Annotated in this window: 19 protein-coding genes and 3 pseudogenes; 14 read left to right on the top strand and 8 right to left on the bottom strand. The window is 66.0% G+C overall.

Annotated elements, in window-relative coordinates:
* Positions 1-4 precede the first annotated feature (4 nt).
* From ABZW16_RS31980 to ABZW16_RS31965, 4 genes and pseudogenes are all read right to left on the bottom strand, one after another.
* A complete protein-coding gene (locus ABZW16_RS31980; protein WP_354959815.1) occupies positions 5-193 on the bottom strand; it encodes a hypothetical protein in 189 nt (62 codons plus the stop codon).
* Between the two features lies 1 nt (position 194).
* On the bottom strand, positions 195-683 hold the full coding sequence (locus ABZW16_RS31975; protein ID WP_354959824.1) for a DUF2752 domain-containing protein: 489 nt from the start codon (positions 681-683) through the stop codon (positions 195-197).
* A 62-nt stretch (positions 684-745) separates the two neighbouring features.
* Positions 746-946 (bottom strand): glyoxalase superfamily protein, encoded by a 201-nt coding sequence (locus ABZW16_RS31970; protein ID WP_354959823.1) that lies wholly within the window; start codon positions 944-946, stop codon positions 746-748.
* A gap of 40 nt (positions 947-986) precedes the next feature.
* A pseudogene (locus ABZW16_RS31965) lies at positions 987-1,127 on the bottom strand (glyoxalase superfamily protein); the annotation flags it as partial.
* A gap of 78 nt (positions 1,128-1,205) precedes the next feature.
* Between ABZW16_RS31965 and ABZW16_RS31960 the strand changes: the two are divergent.
* From ABZW16_RS31960 to ABZW16_RS31950, 3 genes and pseudogenes are all read left to right on the top strand, one after another.
* On the top strand, positions 1,206-1,475 hold the full coding sequence (locus ABZW16_RS31960) for a hypothetical protein (RefSeq protein ID WP_354959814.1): 270 nt from the start codon (positions 1,206-1,208) through the stop codon (positions 1,473-1,475).
* Positions 1,476-1,809: 334 nt separating this feature from the next.
* Positions 1,810-2,865 carry an alpha/beta hydrolase gene (locus ABZW16_RS31955; protein ID WP_354959813.1) on the top strand — a complete coding sequence of 352 codons (1,056 nt, stop codon included), beginning with the start codon at positions 1,810-1,812 and terminating at the stop codon, positions 2,863-2,865.
* Positions 2,866-2,926: 61 nt separating this feature from the next.
* A pseudogene (locus ABZW16_RS31950) lies at positions 2,927-3,670 on the top strand (tryptophan--tRNA ligase); the annotation flags it as partial.
* A gap of 67 nt (positions 3,671-3,737) precedes the next feature.
* Here the strand turns inward: ABZW16_RS31950 and ABZW16_RS31945 are convergent.
* Both ABZW16_RS31945 and ABZW16_RS31940 read right to left on the bottom strand, forming a co-directional pair.
* Positions 3,738-3,947, bottom strand: a complete 210-nt coding sequence (locus tag ABZW16_RS31945; protein ID WP_354959812.1) for an EF-hand domain-containing protein — start codon at positions 3,945-3,947, stop codon at positions 3,738-3,740.
* Between the two features lie 327 nt (positions 3,948-4,274).
* The gene (locus tag ABZW16_RS31940; protein WP_354959811.1) at positions 4,275-5,147 is read right to left on the bottom strand and encodes an NAD(P)H-binding protein; all 873 of its coding nucleotides are present in this window, start codon (positions 5,145-5,147) and stop codon (positions 4,275-4,277) included.
* Between the two features lie 551 nt (positions 5,148-5,698).
* Between ABZW16_RS31940 and ABZW16_RS31935 the strand changes: the two genes are divergently transcribed.
* Positions 5,699-7,132 (top strand): aminobutyraldehyde dehydrogenase, encoded by a 1,434-nt coding sequence (locus ABZW16_RS31935; RefSeq protein WP_354959810.1) that lies wholly within the window; start codon positions 5,699-5,701, stop codon positions 7,130-7,132.
* Between the two features lie 116 nt (positions 7,133-7,248).
* Here ABZW16_RS31935 and ABZW16_RS31930 read toward each other — a convergent pair.
* Positions 7,249-7,696, bottom strand: a pseudogene (locus ABZW16_RS31930) (aldehyde dehydrogenase); the annotation flags it as partial.
* 367 nt (positions 7,697-8,063) lie between these two features.
* Between ABZW16_RS31930 and ABZW16_RS31925 the strand changes: the two are divergent.
* On the top strand, positions 8,064-8,744 hold the full coding sequence (locus ABZW16_RS31925; protein WP_354959809.1) for an MspA family porin: 681 nt from the start codon (positions 8,064-8,066) through the stop codon (positions 8,742-8,744).
* Between the two features lie 6 nt (positions 8,745-8,750).
* On the opposite strand, the gene ABZW16_RS31920 is transcribed toward ABZW16_RS31925, so the two are convergent.
* Positions 8,751-9,782 carry an AraC family transcriptional regulator gene (locus ABZW16_RS31920; protein ID WP_354959822.1) on the bottom strand — a complete coding sequence of 344 codons (1,032 nt, stop codon included), beginning with the start codon at positions 9,780-9,782 and terminating at the stop codon, positions 8,751-8,753.
* A gap of 297 nt (positions 9,783-10,079) precedes the next feature.
* Between ABZW16_RS31920 and ABZW16_RS31915 the strand changes: the two genes are divergently transcribed.
* From ABZW16_RS31915 to ABZW16_RS31875, 9 genes are all read left to right on the top strand, one after another.
* Complete coding sequence (locus tag ABZW16_RS31915; RefSeq protein WP_354959808.1) at positions 10,080-11,054, top strand: quinone oxidoreductase; 975 nt, start codon at positions 10,080-10,082, stop codon at positions 11,052-11,054.
* Between the two features lie 72 nt (positions 11,055-11,126).
* Positions 11,127-12,020, top strand: a complete 894-nt coding sequence (locus ABZW16_RS31910; RefSeq protein WP_354959807.1) for a TauD/TfdA family dioxygenase — start codon at positions 11,127-11,129, stop codon at positions 12,018-12,020.
* Between the two features lie 47 nt (positions 12,021-12,067).
* Complete coding sequence (locus ABZW16_RS31905) at positions 12,068-13,120, top strand: 3-keto-5-aminohexanoate cleavage protein (RefSeq protein ID WP_354959806.1); 1,053 nt, start codon at positions 12,068-12,070, stop codon at positions 13,118-13,120.
* Between the two features lie 50 nt (positions 13,121-13,170).
* Positions 13,171-14,511 carry an MFS transporter gene (locus ABZW16_RS31900; protein ID WP_354959805.1) on the top strand — a complete coding sequence of 447 codons (1,341 nt, stop codon included), beginning with the start codon at positions 13,171-13,173 and terminating at the stop codon, positions 14,509-14,511.
* Between the two features lie 25 nt (positions 14,512-14,536).
* Entirely contained in the window at positions 14,537-15,139 is a 603-nt protein-coding gene (locus ABZW16_RS31895; protein WP_354959804.1) for an alpha/beta hydrolase, read from the top strand.
* Positions 15,136-15,900 (top strand): CoA transferase subunit A, encoded by a 765-nt coding sequence (locus ABZW16_RS31890; RefSeq protein ID WP_354959803.1) that lies wholly within the window; start codon positions 15,136-15,138, stop codon positions 15,898-15,900. The genes ABZW16_RS31895 and ABZW16_RS31890 overlap by 4 nt, the downstream gene beginning before the upstream one ends.
* A gap of 1 nt (position 15,901) precedes the next feature.
* Entirely contained in the window at positions 15,902-16,561 is a 660-nt protein-coding gene (locus ABZW16_RS31885; RefSeq protein WP_354959802.1) for a CoA transferase subunit B, read from the top strand.
* Between the two features lie 46 nt (positions 16,562-16,607).
* Positions 16,608-18,176, top strand: coding sequence for a long-chain fatty acid--CoA ligase (locus ABZW16_RS31880; RefSeq protein ID WP_354959801.1), 1,569 nt, complete (start codon positions 16,608-16,610; stop codon positions 18,174-18,176).
* A gap of 85 nt (positions 18,177-18,261) precedes the next feature.
* Complete coding sequence (locus tag ABZW16_RS31875; protein WP_354959800.1) at positions 18,262-19,020, top strand: hypothetical protein; 759 nt, start codon at positions 18,262-18,264, stop codon at positions 19,018-19,020.
* Positions 19,021-19,138: the final 118 nt, after the last annotated feature.

Below are 19,138 nucleotides of genomic sequence, written 5' to 3'. Positions count from 1 at the left end.
GCCCTCAGAACACCAGGTAGCGCGTGGCCAATTCCTCGACGAGGGGATCATCGGCCGCGACGCTGTTCAGGGCGCCGAGATCGGCGACGACCGAGATCAGGCGGGGATCGTCCTGTTCCTGATCGAGCGCGCCGTCCTCGGCGAGCTGACGCAATAGCTTCGCTCGCACCCTGTCCTTCAGCGATTCCATCACGTCACACCGGCGTCAGCCAGGTCCCCCATGGCGTATTCCGCAGCACTGTATAGCCGATGAGCAGCGCGATGAACACCCACAACGTGGTGCGGCTGGTCCGCGGCAGTCGCATCGGCTCCCCGCGCCAGGCGCGCAGCGACCAGTCACCGATCCACAGCACGAAGGCCAGGACCAGTGGCAGCACGAGCAAATTGCTGTGCACCGCATCGAGGATCCGGCCGTCGGTCAGATTGTGCATACCCCGCATGCCACCGCAGCCGGGGCAGTAGAACCCGGTCAGCGCGTAGACGGGGCAGATTCCGTACGAGCCTTCGCGGTGTGGATCACGAAAATGCAGCAGGGCAGCGGCGCCGATGCCGACGCCCGCAGCGACCAGTGGCCACCCCATGGCGCGCAGCCCGGTGTGCTTCGCCCGCTCTGCTGGCGCTTCCGGATTCGGTGCCGGGTCCGTCTGCGCGACCGGTTCCGGTACCGCCTGCCCTATCTCCACAAGGATCAACGGTAGTCGCGGCCGACCCACCGCCGCCACAGCCGGCTCGGGACCGGGGTCGTTCAGGATTCGGGTTGGGCGAATCGCAAGGTATTGCCGAACGGATCGGCCAAGTCGCCCCCCGGCCCACCCGGCCCCTCCTGCGGGCACCCCGGCTTCGCATAGCGATAGTCCTTGGCCGCCAACTCGGCATGCAGCGCAGCGATGTCGTCCACCGCGATCCACACCACCGATCCCGGGAGTTCCGTCGCCGTGATGCTCACTCGAATGCACGGCCGCCGACGACCGCGACAACTGCGCGTAGAGCGGAAAGTCGGCACCGAACCGGTGTTCCCAGTCGATGGTGAAACCCAAATAGTCGCAGTAGAGCTCGTACGCCTTGGCGATATCGAATATGCGCAGCACCGGAATCGGCGCCGCCAGCCGGACCGCATCGGAAGCCATGGTCGGAATCGTCGCGACGCCCACCGACATTTTTCATTTCTTTCCGGCGTTTCCGCAGCTAGAGTACAATTTCTTCACGTGGACACCGCTGGTGTTACCCGGTTCGAAGGATTCGGGGTCAGCGCGGCTCGCAAGCTCGAATTCGGGCATGTGGGCCACTGGTACGCACCCCCGGACAGCGATTTCTCCGGCTCGGTCGCAGTAGAAATAGACCCCGGAGATGGATCCTCTGTTGTCGTTTTCGTCCGTGCCCCCAATCGCCGCGACATCCCCGACGACTTCCATCCGGACGACCAGGTCTGCCTGGCAATGCCCGACGATATCGCCGACTTCCTCTCCCCCAGCTGATCTCTCTTCCGCACCCCTCGTCAGGGTCCGCACCCGTTGTGCGCGGATCTCGACGAGGGCTGTGGCCGTTTCGTGACCTTTGCGGCCGGGATCGTCGCTGGCACAGGGGAATTGGGGCAGCGCCGGGCGATCGAGGGCGGTAACGCGCGGGTCGATACCGGGCGATATCCAGGAAGAAGTTGCTCGAGCCCGATGTTTCTTCTAATGAGCACTATTGGTCGACCTAATTTCGGGTATCCATCCGATGGAGCCAGGATTTCCGCCATGGAGCGCTAGCACTAGCAAGCACTCTGCTTGCACTGTACTGTGGCGGATGACACAAAGGAGTGCCGACATGCTGGTCAAGTCGATGAGGACGCTGGCGGACGTGCGCGGAGACGAACCGTTGACCGCCGCCTACCGTGCTGGACTTCGGTCTCGTACCTACCGGACCGCGTCGCTGAACAAGCCCGCGACCGCCCCCGAGGTCATCCCGGTCACCACCGGAGACGGGGCCAAGCTCAGGGTCCACGCCTACGGCCCCGCCGACGGCGACGTCATCGTCTTGATCCACGGCTGGAGCTGCTGCATCGAGTACTGGAATCCGCAGATCAATGCCTTAGCCGACCGCTACCGCGTGCTCGCCTACGATCAGCGCGGCCACGGTGAGAGCACCCTCGGCAGCAACGGTCCGGGCGCGCAGACCCTGGCCGACGACCTCGAGACCGTACTCGCGGCCATCCTCCCATTGGGCAAGCGTGCCGTGCTCGTCGGTCACAGCATGGGCGGAATCACGCTGCAGGCGTGGGCGTCTCGCTATCCGGAACAGGTCACCCGACGCGCGAGCGCCGTCATCCTGGCCAATACCGCGGCCAGCGATATCCGCTACGAAACCGACCTGCTGCCGCTGTTCAACAAGCCGCTCATGGTGGCCAACCGGCCGGTGACGGTACTCGGCGCCAATGTGCGCGTCCCGCTCGTCATCGCGGAAACCGTGCTCGCCGCGCCGGTTCCGCTGCCCGGCGGCTGGCCGGTCAGCGCCGTCTTCAAGGCCCGCGTGATGTCCAAGCCCGCCACTCGCGACGAGGTGGACTTCGCGCTCGGCATCGTCCGCTCCTGCCGCCCGCTCACCCGCGGCCTGCACGCCGCCGCGCTCGCCGACCTCGACCTCGGCGATGCCGCCGCGCATCTGACGGTTCCGACCACCGTCATCTCGGGCGCCGAGGACCATCTGTTGCCCGAGCGCATGTCCCGCCCGATCGTCGAGGTGCTGACCCGCGCTGGTCATCTCGCCGACTATCAGGTCTGGCCCACCGGCCACCTCGGCAATATCGAGGCCGCCGACCGCTTCAACACCCTCATCGCCGATATCGCCGAGCGCGCGAATCCCACCGAGGCTGTTGCGGGCTGATCCCCGAACCTCTTCTGGAGCTGGTCAACGGCGCCCGGCCCCAGAAGAATTTCCACGGGCGACGATTTTCACCCATTCGGCGATACCCGCGCTCAACCAGCTCATATTGCCCTTTCTGAGCCTGGTCACCGAGGCCGAATTGCACCGCAACCCAACGGTCAAGGCCGAACACGCCGCAGCCGGACGCGCATTGAGCGGGCTCCTGCTGACCTATCCGGTCCATCAGGCCGCCGACATCCTGTTCTGCAAGGGAAATCTGGTCCCCGTCGGTAAAGACAATCTGCCGCATATCGAATTGACCAGAGTGATCGCCCGCCGCTTCAACGAACGCTACGGCCGGATCTTTCCGGAGCCGCAAGCCCTGCTCACCTCGACACCCGAAGTACCCGGTCTCGACGGCAGAAAGATGTCGAAAAGCTATGGCAATGCCATCACCCTTGCCATGACCGCCGATGAAACCGCCGCCCTTATCCGCCGCACCCCTACCGACTCCGAGCGCACCATTACCTTCGACCCCGAAAACCGCCCCGGCGTCTCCGCCTTGCTGACCACCGCCGCACTGTGTTCCGGCATCAATGGGCACACCCTGGCGAGCCAGATCGGCGATGCCGGTTCCGGCGGCCTCGAGAAGCTCACCACCGACGCGGTCAACGACTTCCTCGCACCACACCGCCAGCGCAGACAGGACCTCGCCCGCGACCCAGACGTCATCCGCACCGTTATCCGTGCCGGAAACACCCGCGCGAATGAAATCGCCGACCACACCCTCGACGAGATCCGCTCCGCAATGGGAACCACGTACTGACCGCTGCGACAGAAATCGGTCCCGGGAATCATCTCCCGGGACCGATTCGCGCATCAGCTGGATTCGCTCAGATACGTCCGCCGGCCGCGGCGGCCAGGAATTCGTGCTCGATGATCCTGCCGTCGCCGTCCATATCGATCCTGTCGAACAGGGCCTCGATATCCTCGGGATGTTTGCCCTCGTTCTCGTAGTGCGCGAAGAATTCTTCGCGGCTGACGAAGCCGTCGCGGTCGCGATCCATGGCCTTGAATGCGTCGAGAATGTCCCTGTTATCCATTCGGTTCATCTCCCAACTTCTAGGCGGGTGGCGGCGCGCCACTCCGCATGGACAGTTGTCGAGCCGTACTGGAAAAACCTGACGCATCAAGGCTAGGGGCTGAGTTGATATCGGTGTGGCGAAATTCCAATTCTCCGGCAAATTGGCCGCTTTTCTCGTCGCGAATTTCGATACCACCGGACCGGTGCGTCGGTCGAGTGGTGTCGAGGCGGTGCGTCGGATGGTGACTCGGGGTCAGCCCTTGGTGGCGCGACCGATCCTTTCCTTGGACCGGCATGACTACACCGTGCGGCCCGGCCGGGCTGGGCCGCACGGTCGGTGGAATGGTCAGGCGCCGAAGTCGGCGCGGTGGTCGGTGGCCCACTCGGCCAGGGTGCGTCCAGGCTTGCCGGTAACGGCGGTGGCGGGACGTACCTGGTCGGGGGTGGTGAGGGTGTCGCTCCAGTAGTCGAGCAGCATCTTCATGATCAGCTGGGGGATGAATTGCGCTGTCTCGGCGCGGAATTCGTCGGGGGTGATCTCGGTCAGCGGGATCTGTCGTCCGAGCGCGCCGCTGATCGTGGCGACCTGCTCGGTGCGGGTGAGTGTCCGCGGGCCGGTGATCGGGATGATCTGCCCGATGTGGTCGTCGGACAGCAGCGTCTCGGCGGCGGCATCGGCGACGTCGTATTCGTGAACCGGTGCCTGCACGGATGCCAGGTACGGGGCGCGGATGGGTGCGCCCGAGCTGACCTGCCACTTCCATTCGAGCAGGTTGTTGGCAAAGGTGCCGGGGCGCAGGATCGTCCACGCGTCGGTGCGATCGGTGACGGCGGCTTCGACTGCGCTGTGGTGCAGCTGGCTTGCCGAGCCGCGGTCACGGGGAAATTCCATCGCCGCGGCCAGCGAGGACAGGACCGTGAAGCGGTGTACGCCGGCCGCGACGGCCGCATCGAGAAAGACGTCGATGCCGCGTGCCGGGAAGATGAAGGCGCGATCGACGCCCGCGAACACCTGCGGGCCGAGGGTCGAGGCGTCGGCGAGGTCGCCCGCGACGACGTCGACCGCCGCGGGCAGGTTCGCGTCCTCTGGTTTGCGGGTCAGGGCGCGGACTGCGGCACCACGGGCGAGGAGGGTGGTGACAAGGTGGCGGCCGACGGCGCCGGTCGCACCGGTGACGAGAACGGTCGGGCGGGAGGGGCGAATCTCTGTGCTGCTCATGACATGAATACTTCTGGTAAAGACCATGTCGCCACATCACGAGAATTCGTTATTTCTACGATGGCGACATCAACGAGGCCGCCGATCTCATCGCCCGCACCGGCCTCTTCATGCTCACCCCGGTCGGCATCATCCCACCGAAACCCGAAGAGGTCCGCAACTTCGCCCGGCGCTACCGCACGCCCCTGGACGTCCTCCGCCCAGCACCTCCCCGAGGTGGTCGGTTAGACCACGGCCTCGACGATCTCGGCGCGGGGGCTGCCGACGCGCTCCAGGGCGTCGTAGAACGCCTTCGGTTCGGCCCAGTCCTAGGGCGCGAACGCACTGGGCCGGCACCGAGGCGGCCGCCGAGTTCGAGGGCTATCGGGAGGGTGCCGTCAATGCCGCCGAGCGCGTCAGCCGCGGATGCTCGAAGAACTCGAGCCGAATAGCGCCCGCATCGAGATCGAACGAGCGGATCTCGGCAGGACACTGCGTCAACATAGACACAGCGGATCAAACGTGTCACGTCAGCGAAAGGTCGACTGAACAGAGCAAGCGAGGGAGGCATCATGACAGTGGTCCAGAACTTCATCGACGGCAAGCTCGTCGACTCGGTCGGCGGTGCGACTATGGCGCTCGTCGACCCTGCCACCGGCGAGCAGTACGGCACCGCCCCGGTGTCCAACGAACAGGACGTCGACAATGCGTACGCGGCGGCGGCCAGGGCGTTCTGTGACTGGAAGCGCACGACGCCGTCGCACCGCCAGAAAGCGCTGTTGGATTTCGCGGACGAGGTGGCGAATGCCGCCGACGCGCTTGTCGAGGCCGAGGGCCGCAACACCGGCAAGCCGAGACACGTCACCTCGGCCGTAGAGATTCCGCAGATGCTGGACCAGACCCGATTCTTCGCGGGGGCGGCGCGGGTACTCGAGGGCAAGTCCGCCTGCGAGTACCTGGCGGGCCATACCTCGTGGATCCGCCGGGAGCCGGTCGGCGTCATCGGGCAGGTGACGCCGTGGAATTACCCGATGATGATGGCCATCTGGAAGTTCGTTCCCGCGATCGCCGCGGGCAATACCGTGGTGATCAAGCCGAGTGACACCACCCCGGTGACCACGATGATGCTGGCCGAACTGGCCTCGAAACATCTGCCGCCAGGCGTGCTCAACGTGGTAACCGGTGACCGGGTGACCGGTGCGGCGGTGGTCGCACATCCGACCCCGCAGATGGTATCGATCACCGGTTCGGTGACCGCGGGCCGTGCGGTCGCGGAGTCGGCCGGAGCCCGCCTGAAGCGCACACATCTGGAGTTGGGCGGCAAAGCGCCGGTAATCGTGTTCCCCGATGCCGATATCGCTGCTGCCGCCGTGGGTATCGCGGCCTCCGGCTATTTCAACGCCGGGCAGGATTGCACGGCGGCCACCCGGGTGCTCGGTCACGCGTCGGTGGCCGAAGATCTGACCGCGGCGCTGGCCGAGCAGGCCGCAAGTGCGACAACGACTTTCGGCAAGGCCACCGACGACGAGAATGCCTGGGTGCCACCGGTCAACAACGCGAACCAACTACAGCGGGTGCTCGGCTTCCTCGGCGAGGTACCCGATCACGCTTCGGTCGTGACCGGTGGACACCGGCAGGGCGACCAGGGGTATTACGTCGAGCCGACGGTCATCGGCGGGCTGCGGCAGTCCGACCGGCTGAGCCAGCACGAGATCTTCGGCCCGGTGATCACCGTGCAGTCGTTCACCGACGAAGACGAGGCGATCCGGTGGGCCAACGGCGTCGAATACGGGCTGGCGTCCTCGGTGTGGACCAAGGATGTGTCGCGGGCGCTGCGCGTATCGGCCGCACTCGACTTCGGCTCGGTGTGGATCAACACCCACACCGCGCTGATCGCCGAGATGCCGCACGGCGGGTTCAAGTCGTCCGGGCATGGCAAGGATCTGTCGATGTACGGGCTGGAGGACTACACCCGCGTCAAGCATGTCATGGCCAAGATCGACTAGCCCAGATATCGCGCCCGCTCACGAACTCATTTGCGTGGCAGCCGAATCCGAGACCACGATATCGAGTTCAGCTGCCGCGTAGCGGGCGCGCAGGACCTTTTTGTCGACCGCTGTCCTCAGCCGCGTAGTGCCGAGGCGAAAATCGCTGGCAGAGCGGCGATGCCGAGGTTTTTCGCGAAGTCGGTCAGGCACCGCAGGGTCGTGGCGCCGGTGCTGTTGGTGACGAACCACGGCGGCTGCGGCGAGAGACCGAATTCGCCGTGCAGCAGCGACCGCGACGCGGGACGGAACGGACCGCGGACCACGGTTCGTTCCGGTTCGGCGATCAGCAATGCGTTGTGCACAACACCGATTCCGCTCTGGATATCGGCCAGTGTGTGCCCGGGGAACGCGCCCCACGAGGCGCGGGCGGTGAGATACCCCCAGGCCGGTCCCGGCGTTGATGGCGATGGTGCCGTACCGCAGCTCGGTCACCGCCGACTCGAACCGTTCGCCCAGCCGTTTGATCGTGGTGGGATGGGCGATGATGTTCGCGCCGAGCGTGCCCTCGGTCTCCGCATTGCTGGATCCGGCCTGATCAACTGTCACGCAGCGAGACGCTGATGGAGATGTCTCCGGACGAGTCGCGTTGGCCCGCAACGACTCCAGTCGGACCGAGCACCAGGAATCGGACCGAGCGCCCGATCGCCGCGCAGGATAGGGATTGTCGGTTCTGAGCCGCGCCCGTGAATGTCCGGATTGTCGACGAGCCAGGCGAGTTACGCGGCTGATGAGATCAATTGTCCGGTCGACGCGGTAGGGTCTGCCGAAAGGTTCGAGTGCTGGTCCCGTATCGAACCTCCTGCGCCGGTGGACACTTCGAGTCCCGGTGTCGCGAGCGATCTCGTTTCAACGGAACAGTCTGTGTCGGTGACTATTCGACTGGAGTGCTATGACCAGGGGATATCTGAGAAGTATTGCAGCGCTCACCGCAATGGTCGGGGCGACGACGACCTGTATTGCCAACGCACCCGCCATTGCGGAATCCGGAGAGGTCGATTCCGGTGGCATGCACATCGTCGCATCGGTGGACCGGAACGATGTTTTCCCGGCCGGGGACGATACCGCAGTGGGAGTCCCGTTCGCGCACGCGGTGAAGGTGTCCGGCAATTACTCGGTGTCTCTGAGCGGCGTTCCATCCGTTCGCAGCGGGGAAATTGCGGTCGGATACGTGGTCGGTTGCGCCGTGGATCTCTCCAACGGCATCACCCTCGGGATTGCGCCAGCCGTAGGCGCCAGCGTGGGTATCGCACCGTCGGCCGCGTTGACCCTGAGCATGGACTCGTCACCCAGCGTCACTTTCGCAATTCAACCGAACGCTTCCGTCAATGCGGGTGTCGCCGGAACGCTCCAGGTAACCCTCGCACCGGGGGCCGTCACGGCGGTGGTTATCGGTGCGGCCAGCCTGGATCCGGACGCGACGTTCCCCTATACATTCGGCCATACCAACACGCCACTGAACGTCAGCGCATGCGCGTCGCCCGCATCGGCCATGCCGTTCGTCACCGTGCGCGCCGACGGTGCCAGCGGAACCGCCCAGACAACCGGCTATGGAACACAATTCGTGTTCTAGCAGACGCTAGCGCAGCGTGGCGCCATCTTCTCCGCTGCGCTGAGACCTGTCATCGCGCCACTGCCTGGGGCTGCGGCCGTACCTGTTGCGGAACCAGCGGGAGAAGTTGCTGGGCGTGGAGAATGCCAGCATCTCGGCGATCTCGGTCAGCGAGTGCCGGCGATTCGCCACCAGGTGCTGCGCCAGTTCGGCGCGGGTGGCGTCGAGCAGCGCGGTGAAAGTCTGCCCCTCGGCGCCAAGTTGCCGGTGGACGGTGCGGCGGTCGACGCCGAGACTGCGCGCGATCTGTTCGATCGAACAGCGCCCGGTGGGCAACATGAGTTCGATGAGTTCACGCACCCGGTCCGATGTCGTTGCCGTGTGGTCGATGTGGGCCGGACCAAGAAACTGCTGGGCATAGGCGCGCAGCTGCGGGTCGGACAGCGCATTGTTCGCATCGAGATCTGTTGTGTAAGTGATTATTCCGCTGAAGTTCTGGTCGAACGCGACGTTCGGCCCGAAGATGCGGTGATGGCGGTGGATCTCACGCGGCGCGGCGTGGGTGAATCGGACTTCCACCGGCTGCCAGCCGGTTCCGAGGAAGCCACGAAGTATTCCGTGGAGCACGCCGACGGCGAGTTCGATGGCCTGCCGGGTTTCGCCGGGCTGCCCGATATCCAGCGCGAGGCGAATCGTGGCGATGCCATTGCTCTCGGTCAGCCGGGTGTGCAGGGACTCGTTGTACATGTGCTCATGCCGAGCCATGACGCGCAGCGCACTGCGGACGTTCGGCTCTTCCCGGATGAGCAGGCTCAGCGGGCCGAGATTCGCGAAACGGCGGCGCTCGGCGAGCTGGAGCCCGAGGTCCTCGCAATGCGCTTCGGCTGCCGAGCGTTCGAGCAGGCCAGCGATTGCGGCGGCGGGAACCCAACGGTCCTGCAGGCTCAGGCTGGCCGGATCCAGCCCGGCTTCGCGGACGAGCCGGACCGGATCGAGACCGAGCGACCTGCCGAGTTCCACATAACCGTGCAATGCGGCATAGCGCCCCAGCGGCTTCACACTCACCCTTCCGCCATGTCCCGATATGAATACATTTCCGTCCCGCAAGGATAAGCACCGAGCCTTGATCTGACTTACTGTGGTTCCTATCACAGCGAGTTGATCGGTGAAAACGGAAGACGCCGTGATCGGTGAGCGCACCCGGCACGGTTCTTCCACCGACATCTCGCACTCGATTGTTCGGCAGCCGTCGGCGTCCGCTCGGGGCGCGCAACGGCGAATCACTGGACACATCCCGTCGGACCCGACCGCCGACCGCACCCCCGCGTGATGCGTGCGGTCGAAAGGAGATGCACTGTGGCACAAGCTGTTCGCTTCTACGAGACCGGTAGCCCGGACGTGCTGCGCTGGGAAGAGGTGGAGGTGGGTGCGCCGGGACCCGGCGAGGTCCGCATCCGGCACGAGGCGGTCGGCCTCAATTTCGCCGACACCTACTTCCGCACCGGCCTGTACCCCGCGCCGCTACCTGCCAGTATGGGCGTGGAAGCGGCGGGGGTGGTCGAGGACATCGGTCCGGACGTCACCGATTTCCGGCCGGGCGACCGGGTCACCTACACCGGCAGCCCGCTGGGCGCCTATAGCACCGAGCGGGTGATGTCGGCCCAGCATCTGCTCGCGCTGCCGGACGCGATCACCTTCGAGACCGCAGCCGCCATGACCATGCGCGGCCTCACCACGGCCTATCTGTTGCGTCGCATCCATCCGCTGCGCTCCGGCGACACGGTGCTGCTGCACGCGGCGGCAGGCGGCGTGGGCCTGATCTTCACCCAGTGGGCAAAACTGCTGGGCGTCACGGTGATCGGAACGGTGTCGAGCGAGGAGAAGGCCGAGATCGCCCGGATGCACGGCTGCGATCACGTGATCATCTACACCCGCGAAGATGTCGCGAGCCGCGTGCGTGAGATCACCGACGGGACCGGCGTTCCGGTCGTCTACGACAGCATCGGCAAGACCACCTATCGGTCCTCACTGGACGCGCTGGCCCGCCGCGGCCTGCTGGTGTGCTTCGGCACCGCGTCGGGTCCGGTGCCGCCGATCGACGCCATGGAGCTGGTGGTGAAGGGCTCGCTGTTCGTCACCCGGCCCGCCTTGGCCGATTACATCGCCGATCCGGCCGAGCGGGCCGAACTGGCGGGCGAGCTGTTCGACCACGTCGCGGCGGGCCGGATCGGCATCGGCATCAACCAACGCTACGCGCTCGCCGATGCCGCCGGGGCGCACCACGATCTGGAATCCGGCCGGAGCATCGGCTCCTCGGTCTTCGTGCTCTGACACGCCTCGATCTCGGTTCTCCGCCCCCGCCCGGGCATCCGTACCGGATTCCGGCACAACGAAGGATTCATCATGACAGCCATTGCCCCGCTCACGGATTCAACGATTCGAGGATCGATCGGCGTCCGGCCGTTGACCTGCACGATCGGCGCCGAACTGCACGGCGTGGACCTCGCCGATGCGGCGCACGACGACACACTGTTCGCAGAGCTGCACACCTTGCTACTCGAGTACAAGGTGCTGTTCGTGCGTGACCAGGACATCAGCCGCGCCGATCATGTCACTCTCGCACGGCGTTTCGGTGAGCTGGAGGACCATCCGGTCGCGGGCAGTGATCCGGACCATCCTGGCCTGGTCCGCATCTACAAGGACCTCGACAGCCCGCCCGAGCATTACGAGAACGCCTACCACTGTGACGCCACTTGGCGGGCGAACCCGCCCATGGGCTGTGTGCTGCGCTGCGTAGAGACGCCGCTGGTGGGCGGCGACACGATCTGGGTGAACATGGTCGAGGCCTACCGTCGCCTGCCCGAACATGTGCAGACCCGCATCCAGGGGCTGCGGGCGCGACACAGCATCGAGGCCAGCTTCGGAGCCGCCATGTCGGAGGACAAGCGCCACGAACTCGCACAGCGCTTCCCCGATGCCGAGCACCCGGTGGTGCGCACGCATCCGGAAACCGGTGAGCAGATCCTGTTCGTCAACTCCTTCACGACCCACCTGGTCAACTACCACACACCCGAGAACGTGCGCTTCGGTGCCGATTACGCACCCGGGGCCGCGGAATTGCTGCACTACCTGATGCGGCAGGCCACCATCCCCGAGTACCAGGTGCGCTGGCGGTGGACGAAGAACAGCTTCGCCATCTGGGACAACCGATCCACCCAACACTATGCGGTACAGGACTACTGGCCCGCGGTTCGAAAGATGGAGCGCGCCGGGATCATCGGCGACCGCTCCTTCTGAACTCTCTTCTTCCCCAAAAAGATTCGATACCGATCGGAGTAATTCTCATGCATTTCCACGACGATTCGCTGTTCCCGGAGAACCAGGAGAAGCTCGTCATCACCGCCGCCCCCTATGGTCCGGAGTGGGAACTCGACGACTTCCGCGAGGATCTACCGCTGACCATGGACGAGCACGTCCAGGCCGCGGTCGACTGCTACAACGCCGGCGCCACGGTGTTGCACATCCACGTGCGCGAACTCGACGGCAAGGGCTCCAAGCGGCTGTCGAAGTTCAACGAGCTGCTCGGCCGCCTGCGCGAGGCGGTGCCGGATATGATCCTGCAGGTCGGCGGCTCTATCTCCTTCGCACCGGAAGATGAAGGCGCGGAGGCCAAGTGGCTGTCCGACGATGCCCGGCACATGCTCGCCGAGCTGGACCCGAGGCCGGACCAGGTCACCATCGCCATCAATACCAGCCAGATGAACATCGTCGAGCTGATGACCGATGACGACATCGCAGGCACCTCCTTCACCCGCCCCGAGGTGTACGAGGCCTACCGTGAGATGGTCGTCCCGGCCGGTCCGGCGTGGGTGGCCGAACACCTGAAGCGGTTGCAGGCCAACGGCATTCAGCCGCACTTCCAGCTCTCCAGCATCCCGCAGCTGGAGACCGTGGAGCGGTTGATCCGGCGCGGGGTGTACACCGGCCCGCTCATGCTGACCTGGGTCGGCATCGGCGGCGGCTTCGACGGGCCGAACCCCTACAACATGATGGAGTTCATCCGCCGCGTTCCGGACGGCGCGGTGCTCACGCTGGAAACCCTGATGCGCAGCTGCCTGCCGGTCAACACCATGGCCATCGCCATGGGCCTGCACGCGCGCTGCGGCAACGAGGACACCCTGTGGGGCCGCAAGGGTCAGAAGATGACCTCGGTGCAGCAGATCGAGCAACTGGTCCGGGTCGCGAACGAACTCGGCCGCGAGATCGCCACCGGCAAGGAGGCGCGCGAGATCTACCAGCTCGACGAGCGCTACGCCGATGCCGACGAGACGTTGGCCAAGATCGGCTTCGCCCCCAACCGCAAGCCCGGCCAGGTCGGATTCACCCACCACGCCTGAGCTCCGGTGCGCGCACACCGTCTCTGCGCACCGGATTTGTAGGAGCACCAATGGAGTTGCACACTACCGCCACCGGGACGGACGGCTGCCCTGCCGCCGTCCCGGGCCTGGCGGCCACCCGCACCACCGCAGCCCGCCGGGTATATCCGTGGGTCGTCTTCACCCTGGCCTTCGGTCTGCTACTGGCCGACTACATGTCACGCCAGGTTCTCAGCGCTGTATTTCCGTTCCTGAAAACCGAATGGGCACTGTCGGATTCGAAGCTGGCCTCGCTCAGCAGCATCGTTGCCCTCATGGTCGGCCTGCTGACGCTGCCGCTGTCACTGCTGGCCGACCGATGGGGCCGGGTACGCAGCCTGGTTCTGATGGCGGTGCTGTGGAGCGCAGCCACCGTGCTGTGCGCGACGGCCACCGGCTACGACCAGATGCTCGGCGCCCGTTTCCTGGTCGGGGTCGGTGAGGCCGCCTACGGCAGCGTCGGCATTGCGGTGGTTCTCAGCGTATTCGCCCCGCGCGTACATGCCGCGCTGAGCGGCGCGTTCATGGCAGGCGGCTCATTCGGATCGGTCCTCGGCGTCGCCTTCGGCGGCATCATTGCCGTCCAGTTCGGCTGGCGATGGGCGTTCGCCACCATGGCAATAGTCGGCCTGATCCTGGCCGCGCTGTTCCGAACCCTGATCAGCGACGTGAAGCTGGCCCGCCACGCCGCGGACCCGGCGCCCACGCCGCGCGCGAGCGGCGTCGGGTTCCGCGCGCCGGTCTCGACACTGTTCACCAACCCGGCGGTGCTGTGCGCCTACCTCGGTAGCGCACTGCAGATCTTCACCGCCGCGGTACTGCTGTCGTGGATGCCGAGCTTCTTCAACCGCTACTACGACCTCGCCCCGGACAAGGCGGGCGCGATCGCCTCGATATTCGTGCTCCTGGTCGGAGCGGGCATGGTGGGCTGCGGGATCGTGACCGACCGGGTCGGCCGCACCGATATGTCGCGCAAATGGACTACCGCGATCGGGTTCTGCCTGGTCTCGCTGATCTGTCTCACCGTCGGCTTCAGCCTGGAACACGGTGCGCCGCAACTGGTTCTGATCGGCATCGGTGCGCTGTTCTCCGGCGGATCGTCCGGACCGACCGCGGCCATGGTCGCCAATCTCACCCATCCCTCGGTGCGGGCCTCGGCCTTCGGCACCCTCACCCTGGCCAATAGCCTGCTCGGCCTGGCCCTCGGGCCGTTCGTCGTCGGCGTGCTCGCCGACCACCTCGGTCTCGCCGCCGCGCTGCGGCTGGCGCCGCTGACCTACCTCATCGCCATTGCCGCGCTGATTCTCGGCAAGCGCGTCTACCCGGCCGGACTGCGCAGGCTGGCCGCACTGAATCCCGCTGCACCGCAATGATTCTCGAAAGGAGGTGCCGCACACCATGAGCAGCACCATCGAACCGACCGTCGTCATCGTGCCCGGACTGCGCGACCATGTGGACGACCATTGGCAGACCCTGCTCGCCGACCGGCTCGACCGGGTGCAGACGGTACCGCCCCTGGAACACGACAAGCTCAGCCGGGAAGCGCGGGTCGCCGCACTCGACGCCGTGCTCGGCAAGATCGAGGGACCCGTCGTCCTCGTCGCACACAGCGCGGGCGTCATGACCACCGTGCACTGGGCACAGCAGGCGACGCGGCCGGTGCGAGGCGCGCTGCTGGCTACCCCACCGGACTTCGAAGCACCACTGCCGCAGGGGTATCCGTCGATCGAGGAACTCCAATCCCACGGCTGGACTCCCACCCCGTGGCGGCGGCTGCCGTTCCCGAGCATCGTTGCTGCCAGTACCACCGACCCGCTCGCTGCCTTCCGGCGCACGGCGGCGATGGCCGAGGCATGGGGCAGCCGCCTGATCGATCTCGGCGATGTCGGCCACCTCAATCCGGCCTCCGGCTACGGCTACTGGCCGCGTGCGCAGGAGCTGCTGCGGGAACTGCTCGATATGACCGCGCGGGTCGCGACCGGCGCGGAGGTCACCGGATGAACAAGGTCTTCGACTCGGCGGCGGCCGCCGTTGCCGACATCACCTCCGGATCGTCGCTGGCCGTCGGCGGATTCGGATTGTGCGGCATTCCCGATGCGCTCATCGCGGCCATTGCCGCGGGCGGGGCCTCGGATCTAGAGGTGGTCTCCAACAACTGCGGCACCGATCAACACGGGCTCGGAATTCTATTGGCGGCCAACCGAATCCGCCGCATTACCGCCTCCTATGTGGGCGAGAACAGCGAATTCGCCCGCCAGTACCTGTCCGGCGAGCTCGAGGTCGAGCTGACGCCGCAGGGCACGCTCGCCGAGAAACTGCGCGCGGGCGGGGCTGGTATTCCCGCCTTCTTCACCCCGGCCGGTATCGGCACACCCGTTGCCGAGGGCGGACTGCCCTGGCGATACGACCCCGACGGTTCGGTCCTGATCGCGTCACCGCCCAAGGAGATCCGGGCCTTCGGCGGCCGCTGGGGTGATGCGAGCTATGTGCTCGAAGAGTCCATCACCACCGACTTCGCGCTGGTGCACGCGGTGCTCGGCGACACCGCCGGCAATCTGGTGTTCAACAAATCGGCACGCAACTTCAACCCGCTGGCGGCCACGGCCGGACGCATCTGCATCGCTCAGGTCGAAAACCTGGTTCCCGCAGGCGATCTCGACTCCGCGCAGGTCCATCTGCCCGGCCTGTTCGTCGACCGCATCGTGCATACCGGAACACAGGCCAAACAGATCGAGAAGTACACCCTCGCCCAGGAGCGCTGAAATGACCACAGTCACAACCACTCTCGGCTGGACTCGCACCGAGATGGCCGCTCGCGCCGCCCGGGAGCTGCGCGACGGGGAATACGTCAACCTGGGCATCGGCCTGCCGACAATGATCCCCGACCACCTGCCCGACGACGTGCACGTGACCCTGCATTCCGAGAACGGAATCCTCGGCACCGGCCCCTACCCGACCTCCGGCGAGGTCGACGCCGACCTGATCAACGCGGGCAAGGAGACCGTCACCACCGTTGCGGGTGCGTCGTTCTTCGACTCCGCGACGAGTTTCGGCATGATCCGCGGCGGTCACATCGACACCGCCGTCCTCGGCGGCATGCAGGTCTCCGCCACCGGCGATCTGGCGAACTGGATGGTGCCCGGTCGGATGGTCAAAGGCATGGGCGGTGCCATGGATCTCGTGCACGGCGCGCGCCGCGTCATCGTGCTCATGGAGCACACCGACAAGACCGGCGCATCGAAGATCGTGCCCCACTGCACGCTTCCGCTCACCGGCGCACGCGTGGTGCACCGCATCATCACCGATCTCGCCGTCATCGACGTCACCCCCACCGGGCTGGCGCTGCGCGAATGCGCGCCCGGCGTCACCGAGCACGACGTCCGGGCCGCCACCGCCGCCCCGCTCACCGTGACGCCCTCCTGAACCGCCCGCACCTGCCCCCTACTTCGACTACCAGCGAAGGCCTTCCGTGCTGAACCTCGCCGTACTGCTCGAGGACACCGCGCGTCGCTGCCCAGCCGACGACGCCACCGTTCTCGGGGACGAACGCCTCACCTACGCCGAACTCGACACCCGCGCCAACCAGGTCGCCAACCTGCTCGTCGACCGCGGCATCGAACCCGGTGACAAGGTCGCCCTCTGCTGCCCCAACCTGCCGGAATTCCCCATCATCTACTACGGCATCCTCAAAGCGGGCGCAGTCGTCGTTCCGCTCAACATCCTTTTGCGGCCCCGCGAAATCGCCTACCACCTCACCGATTCCGAAGCCGACGTGTTCTTCTGCTTCGCGGGCACCGCCGACCTGCCGACGGGCGAATACGGGTACAAAGGCTTCCAGCACGCACCGGGCTGCCGGGACTTGGTCCTGATCACCACCGACCCGGCCGCACCCTCGCCCTACGACGATGTCGACACCCTGGCCAGGGCCATCGCGGCACAACCGGAGCGGTTCGACACCATCGCCCGGCGGCCCGACGACACCGCGGTCATCCTCTACACCAGCGGAACCACCGGACAGCCGAAGGGCGCCGAACTCACCCACGCCAATATGGTCATGAACGCGCTGACCGCCAATCGCCTGTTCGACAACAACCCGGCACGCCGGGACGTGCATCTGGTGACACTGCCGCTGTTCCACTCGTTCGGCCAGACCATCAACATGAATGCGGGCCTGTCGGTCGGCGCCACCCTGGTACTGATGCCGCGCTTCGACGCCGCGACCGCCCTGCAACAGATGGCCGATGAGCACGTCACCTTCTTCGCCGCCGTGCCGACCATGTACTGGGCGCTGCTCAACACCGACACCGACGGGATCGCCGTCGACCGCATCGCCAGCAATCTGCGCAAGGCGATCTCCGGCGGCGCCGCGCTTCCCGTCGAGATGCTGTCCCGGTTCGCCCAGCGATTCGGGGTCCGGATCCTCGAAGGCTACGGCCTGTCGGAGACCTCACCGCTGGCGATATTCGCCGATCCGGACCGCGAGCCTAGGGCCGGATCGATCGGAATCCCGGTGTGGGGCATCGAAGCCCGCCTCATCGACCAGGACTGGAACACTGTCACCGATATCGGCGAGATCGGGGAGATCGCGCTGCGCGGTCACAACGTCATGAAGGGCTACCTCAACCGGCCCGAAGCCACCGCCGAAGTCATGCGCGACGGCTGGTTCCGCACCGGCGATCTCGCCCGCCGCGACGCCGACGGCTTCTTCTGCATCGTCGACCGCGCCAAGGACATGATCGTGCGCGGTGGATTCAACGTCTACCCACGCGAAATCGAAGAGGTGCTGCTCACCCACCCTGCGGTGTCCCTCGCCGCCGTGATCGGAATCCCCGACGGACGGTACGGCGAGGAGATCAAGGCCTACGTCGTCCCCGAAACCGGCACCGCGACAACGGAATCCGAACTCATCGCATGGTGCCGGGAGCAGCTGGCCGCCTACAAGTACCCGCGCGTCATCGAGTTCACCGACGCACTGCCCATGACGGCCAGCGGCAAGATCCTCAAACGCGAACTCGCGGACGCCGATTCAGCGTCTTGACATAGCGGGCTGCCATTTACCGGGCACGGTCCGCGTCTACCCCGACCCTGCCCACTCACCAACGAAGATGAGGAAACCCATGAAGATGAGGAAAGTATCCATTACCGCGGCACTGGCCGCCACCGCCGTGGCCGTCACGACGGCAACCGCACAGGCCGCTCCCACCACGGACGGCGAATCCGGCGCCGTCCATTACGAAGTCACCCGCAGTGGCGACTCCGCGATCCTCGCCGTCAGCGGCGGCACACTACGCCACCTCGATCAACAGCTCGTGCTGTTCGACCGCACCGATCAACCGGTCGCCGCCATCCCACTGACCTACCGTATCGACAACACCGCCTACCCGATCACCGCGAGCATCGACGGCACCACCGCGACCCTGACACCGTCGAAAAACGACGGCCGACCCGCCACGCATATTGCTGCCAGCGACATCGTGACCGTCGAACAAGCCGCCACCCAGGTGGCCGAATCCTTCACCCCCCGCGACGCGCAGGCGTTGGGCGCCTTTGCCCAACGCGCCGCCATCGGCGCCGCGGTCAGCGCCGTGGTCGGAGCCGTCATCGGGGCCGGAGTCGGCTGCCTGGCCGGCGGAGCCGTCGGCGCCGCCATCTCCAGCCCCGTCATATTCCTGCTGGCGCCCTTCGTCGGTGCCACCGTCGCCGGATGTGTCCTGGGCGCAGCCACCCTCGGTGCGGTCGGATCCATGGCCGGAATCGTCTTGGCGGGCGGACCCATCACCCTGTTCTCCGCCATCCAGTACTTCTCCACGATCCTCGCCCCCTGCCCGCCCGAACTCCCCTCCTGCAAAGACCCGGCACAACCCGCCGCACCCGCGAAATAGCCCCCACTGAGACCGCGCGCCCAGGCCCCTACCTGGGCGTGATGCGCATATCGTTTTAAATATATTTAAGGAGTGATTGAAATGGCTAAAAAAGCACCTGATGTTGGAGATTATAAAT

Source organism: Nocardia sp. NPDC004604, assembly GCF_040609795.1.
Classification (GTDB): Bacteria; Actinomycetota; Actinomycetes; order Mycobacteriales; family Mycobacteriaceae; genus Nocardia.
This window is presented reverse-complemented; position numbering and strand designations above follow the sequence as displayed.

Bases quoted from the DNA above. Each gene is read 5' to 3' on its own strand.
- ABZW16_RS31955 (WP_354959813.1), top strand. From the start codon at position 1,810: ATGCTGGTCAAGTCGATGAGGACGCTGGCGGACGTGCGCGGAGACGAA.
- ABZW16_RS31945 (WP_354959812.1), bottom strand. From the start codon at position 3,947: ATGGATAACAGGGACATTCTCGACGCATTCAAGGCCATGGATCGCGAC.
- ABZW16_RS31940 (WP_354959811.1), bottom strand. From the start codon at position 5,147: ATGAGCAGCACAGAGATTCGCCCCTCCCGCCCGACCGTTCTCGTCACC.
- ABZW16_RS31935 (WP_354959810.1), top strand. From the start codon at position 5,699: ATGACAGTGGTCCAGAACTTCATCGACGGCAAGCTCGTCGACTCGGTC.
- ABZW16_RS31925 (WP_354959809.1), top strand. From the start codon at position 8,064: ATGACCAGGGGATATCTGAGAAGTATTGCAGCGCTCACCGCAATGGTC.
- ABZW16_RS31910 (WP_354959807.1), top strand. From the start codon at position 11,127: ATGACAGCCATTGCCCCGCTCACGGATTCAACGATTCGAGGATCGATC.
- ABZW16_RS31905 (WP_354959806.1), top strand. From the start codon at position 12,068: ATGCATTTCCACGACGATTCGCTGTTCCCGGAGAACCAGGAGAAGCTC.
- ABZW16_RS31900 (WP_354959805.1), top strand. From the start codon at position 13,171: ATGGAGTTGCACACTACCGCCACCGGGACGGACGGCTGCCCTGCCGCC.
- ABZW16_RS31895 (WP_354959804.1), top strand. From the start codon at position 14,537: ATGAGCAGCACCATCGAACCGACCGTCGTCATCGTGCCCGGACTGCGC.
- ABZW16_RS31890 (WP_354959803.1), top strand. From the start codon at position 15,136: ATGAACAAGGTCTTCGACTCGGCGGCGGCCGCCGTTGCCGACATCACC.
- ABZW16_RS31885 (WP_354959802.1), top strand. From the start codon at position 15,902: ATGACCACAGTCACAACCACTCTCGGCTGGACTCGCACCGAGATGGCC.
- ABZW16_RS31875 (WP_354959800.1), top strand. From the start codon at position 18,262: ATGAGGAAAGTATCCATTACCGCGGCACTGGCCGCCACCGCCGTGGCC.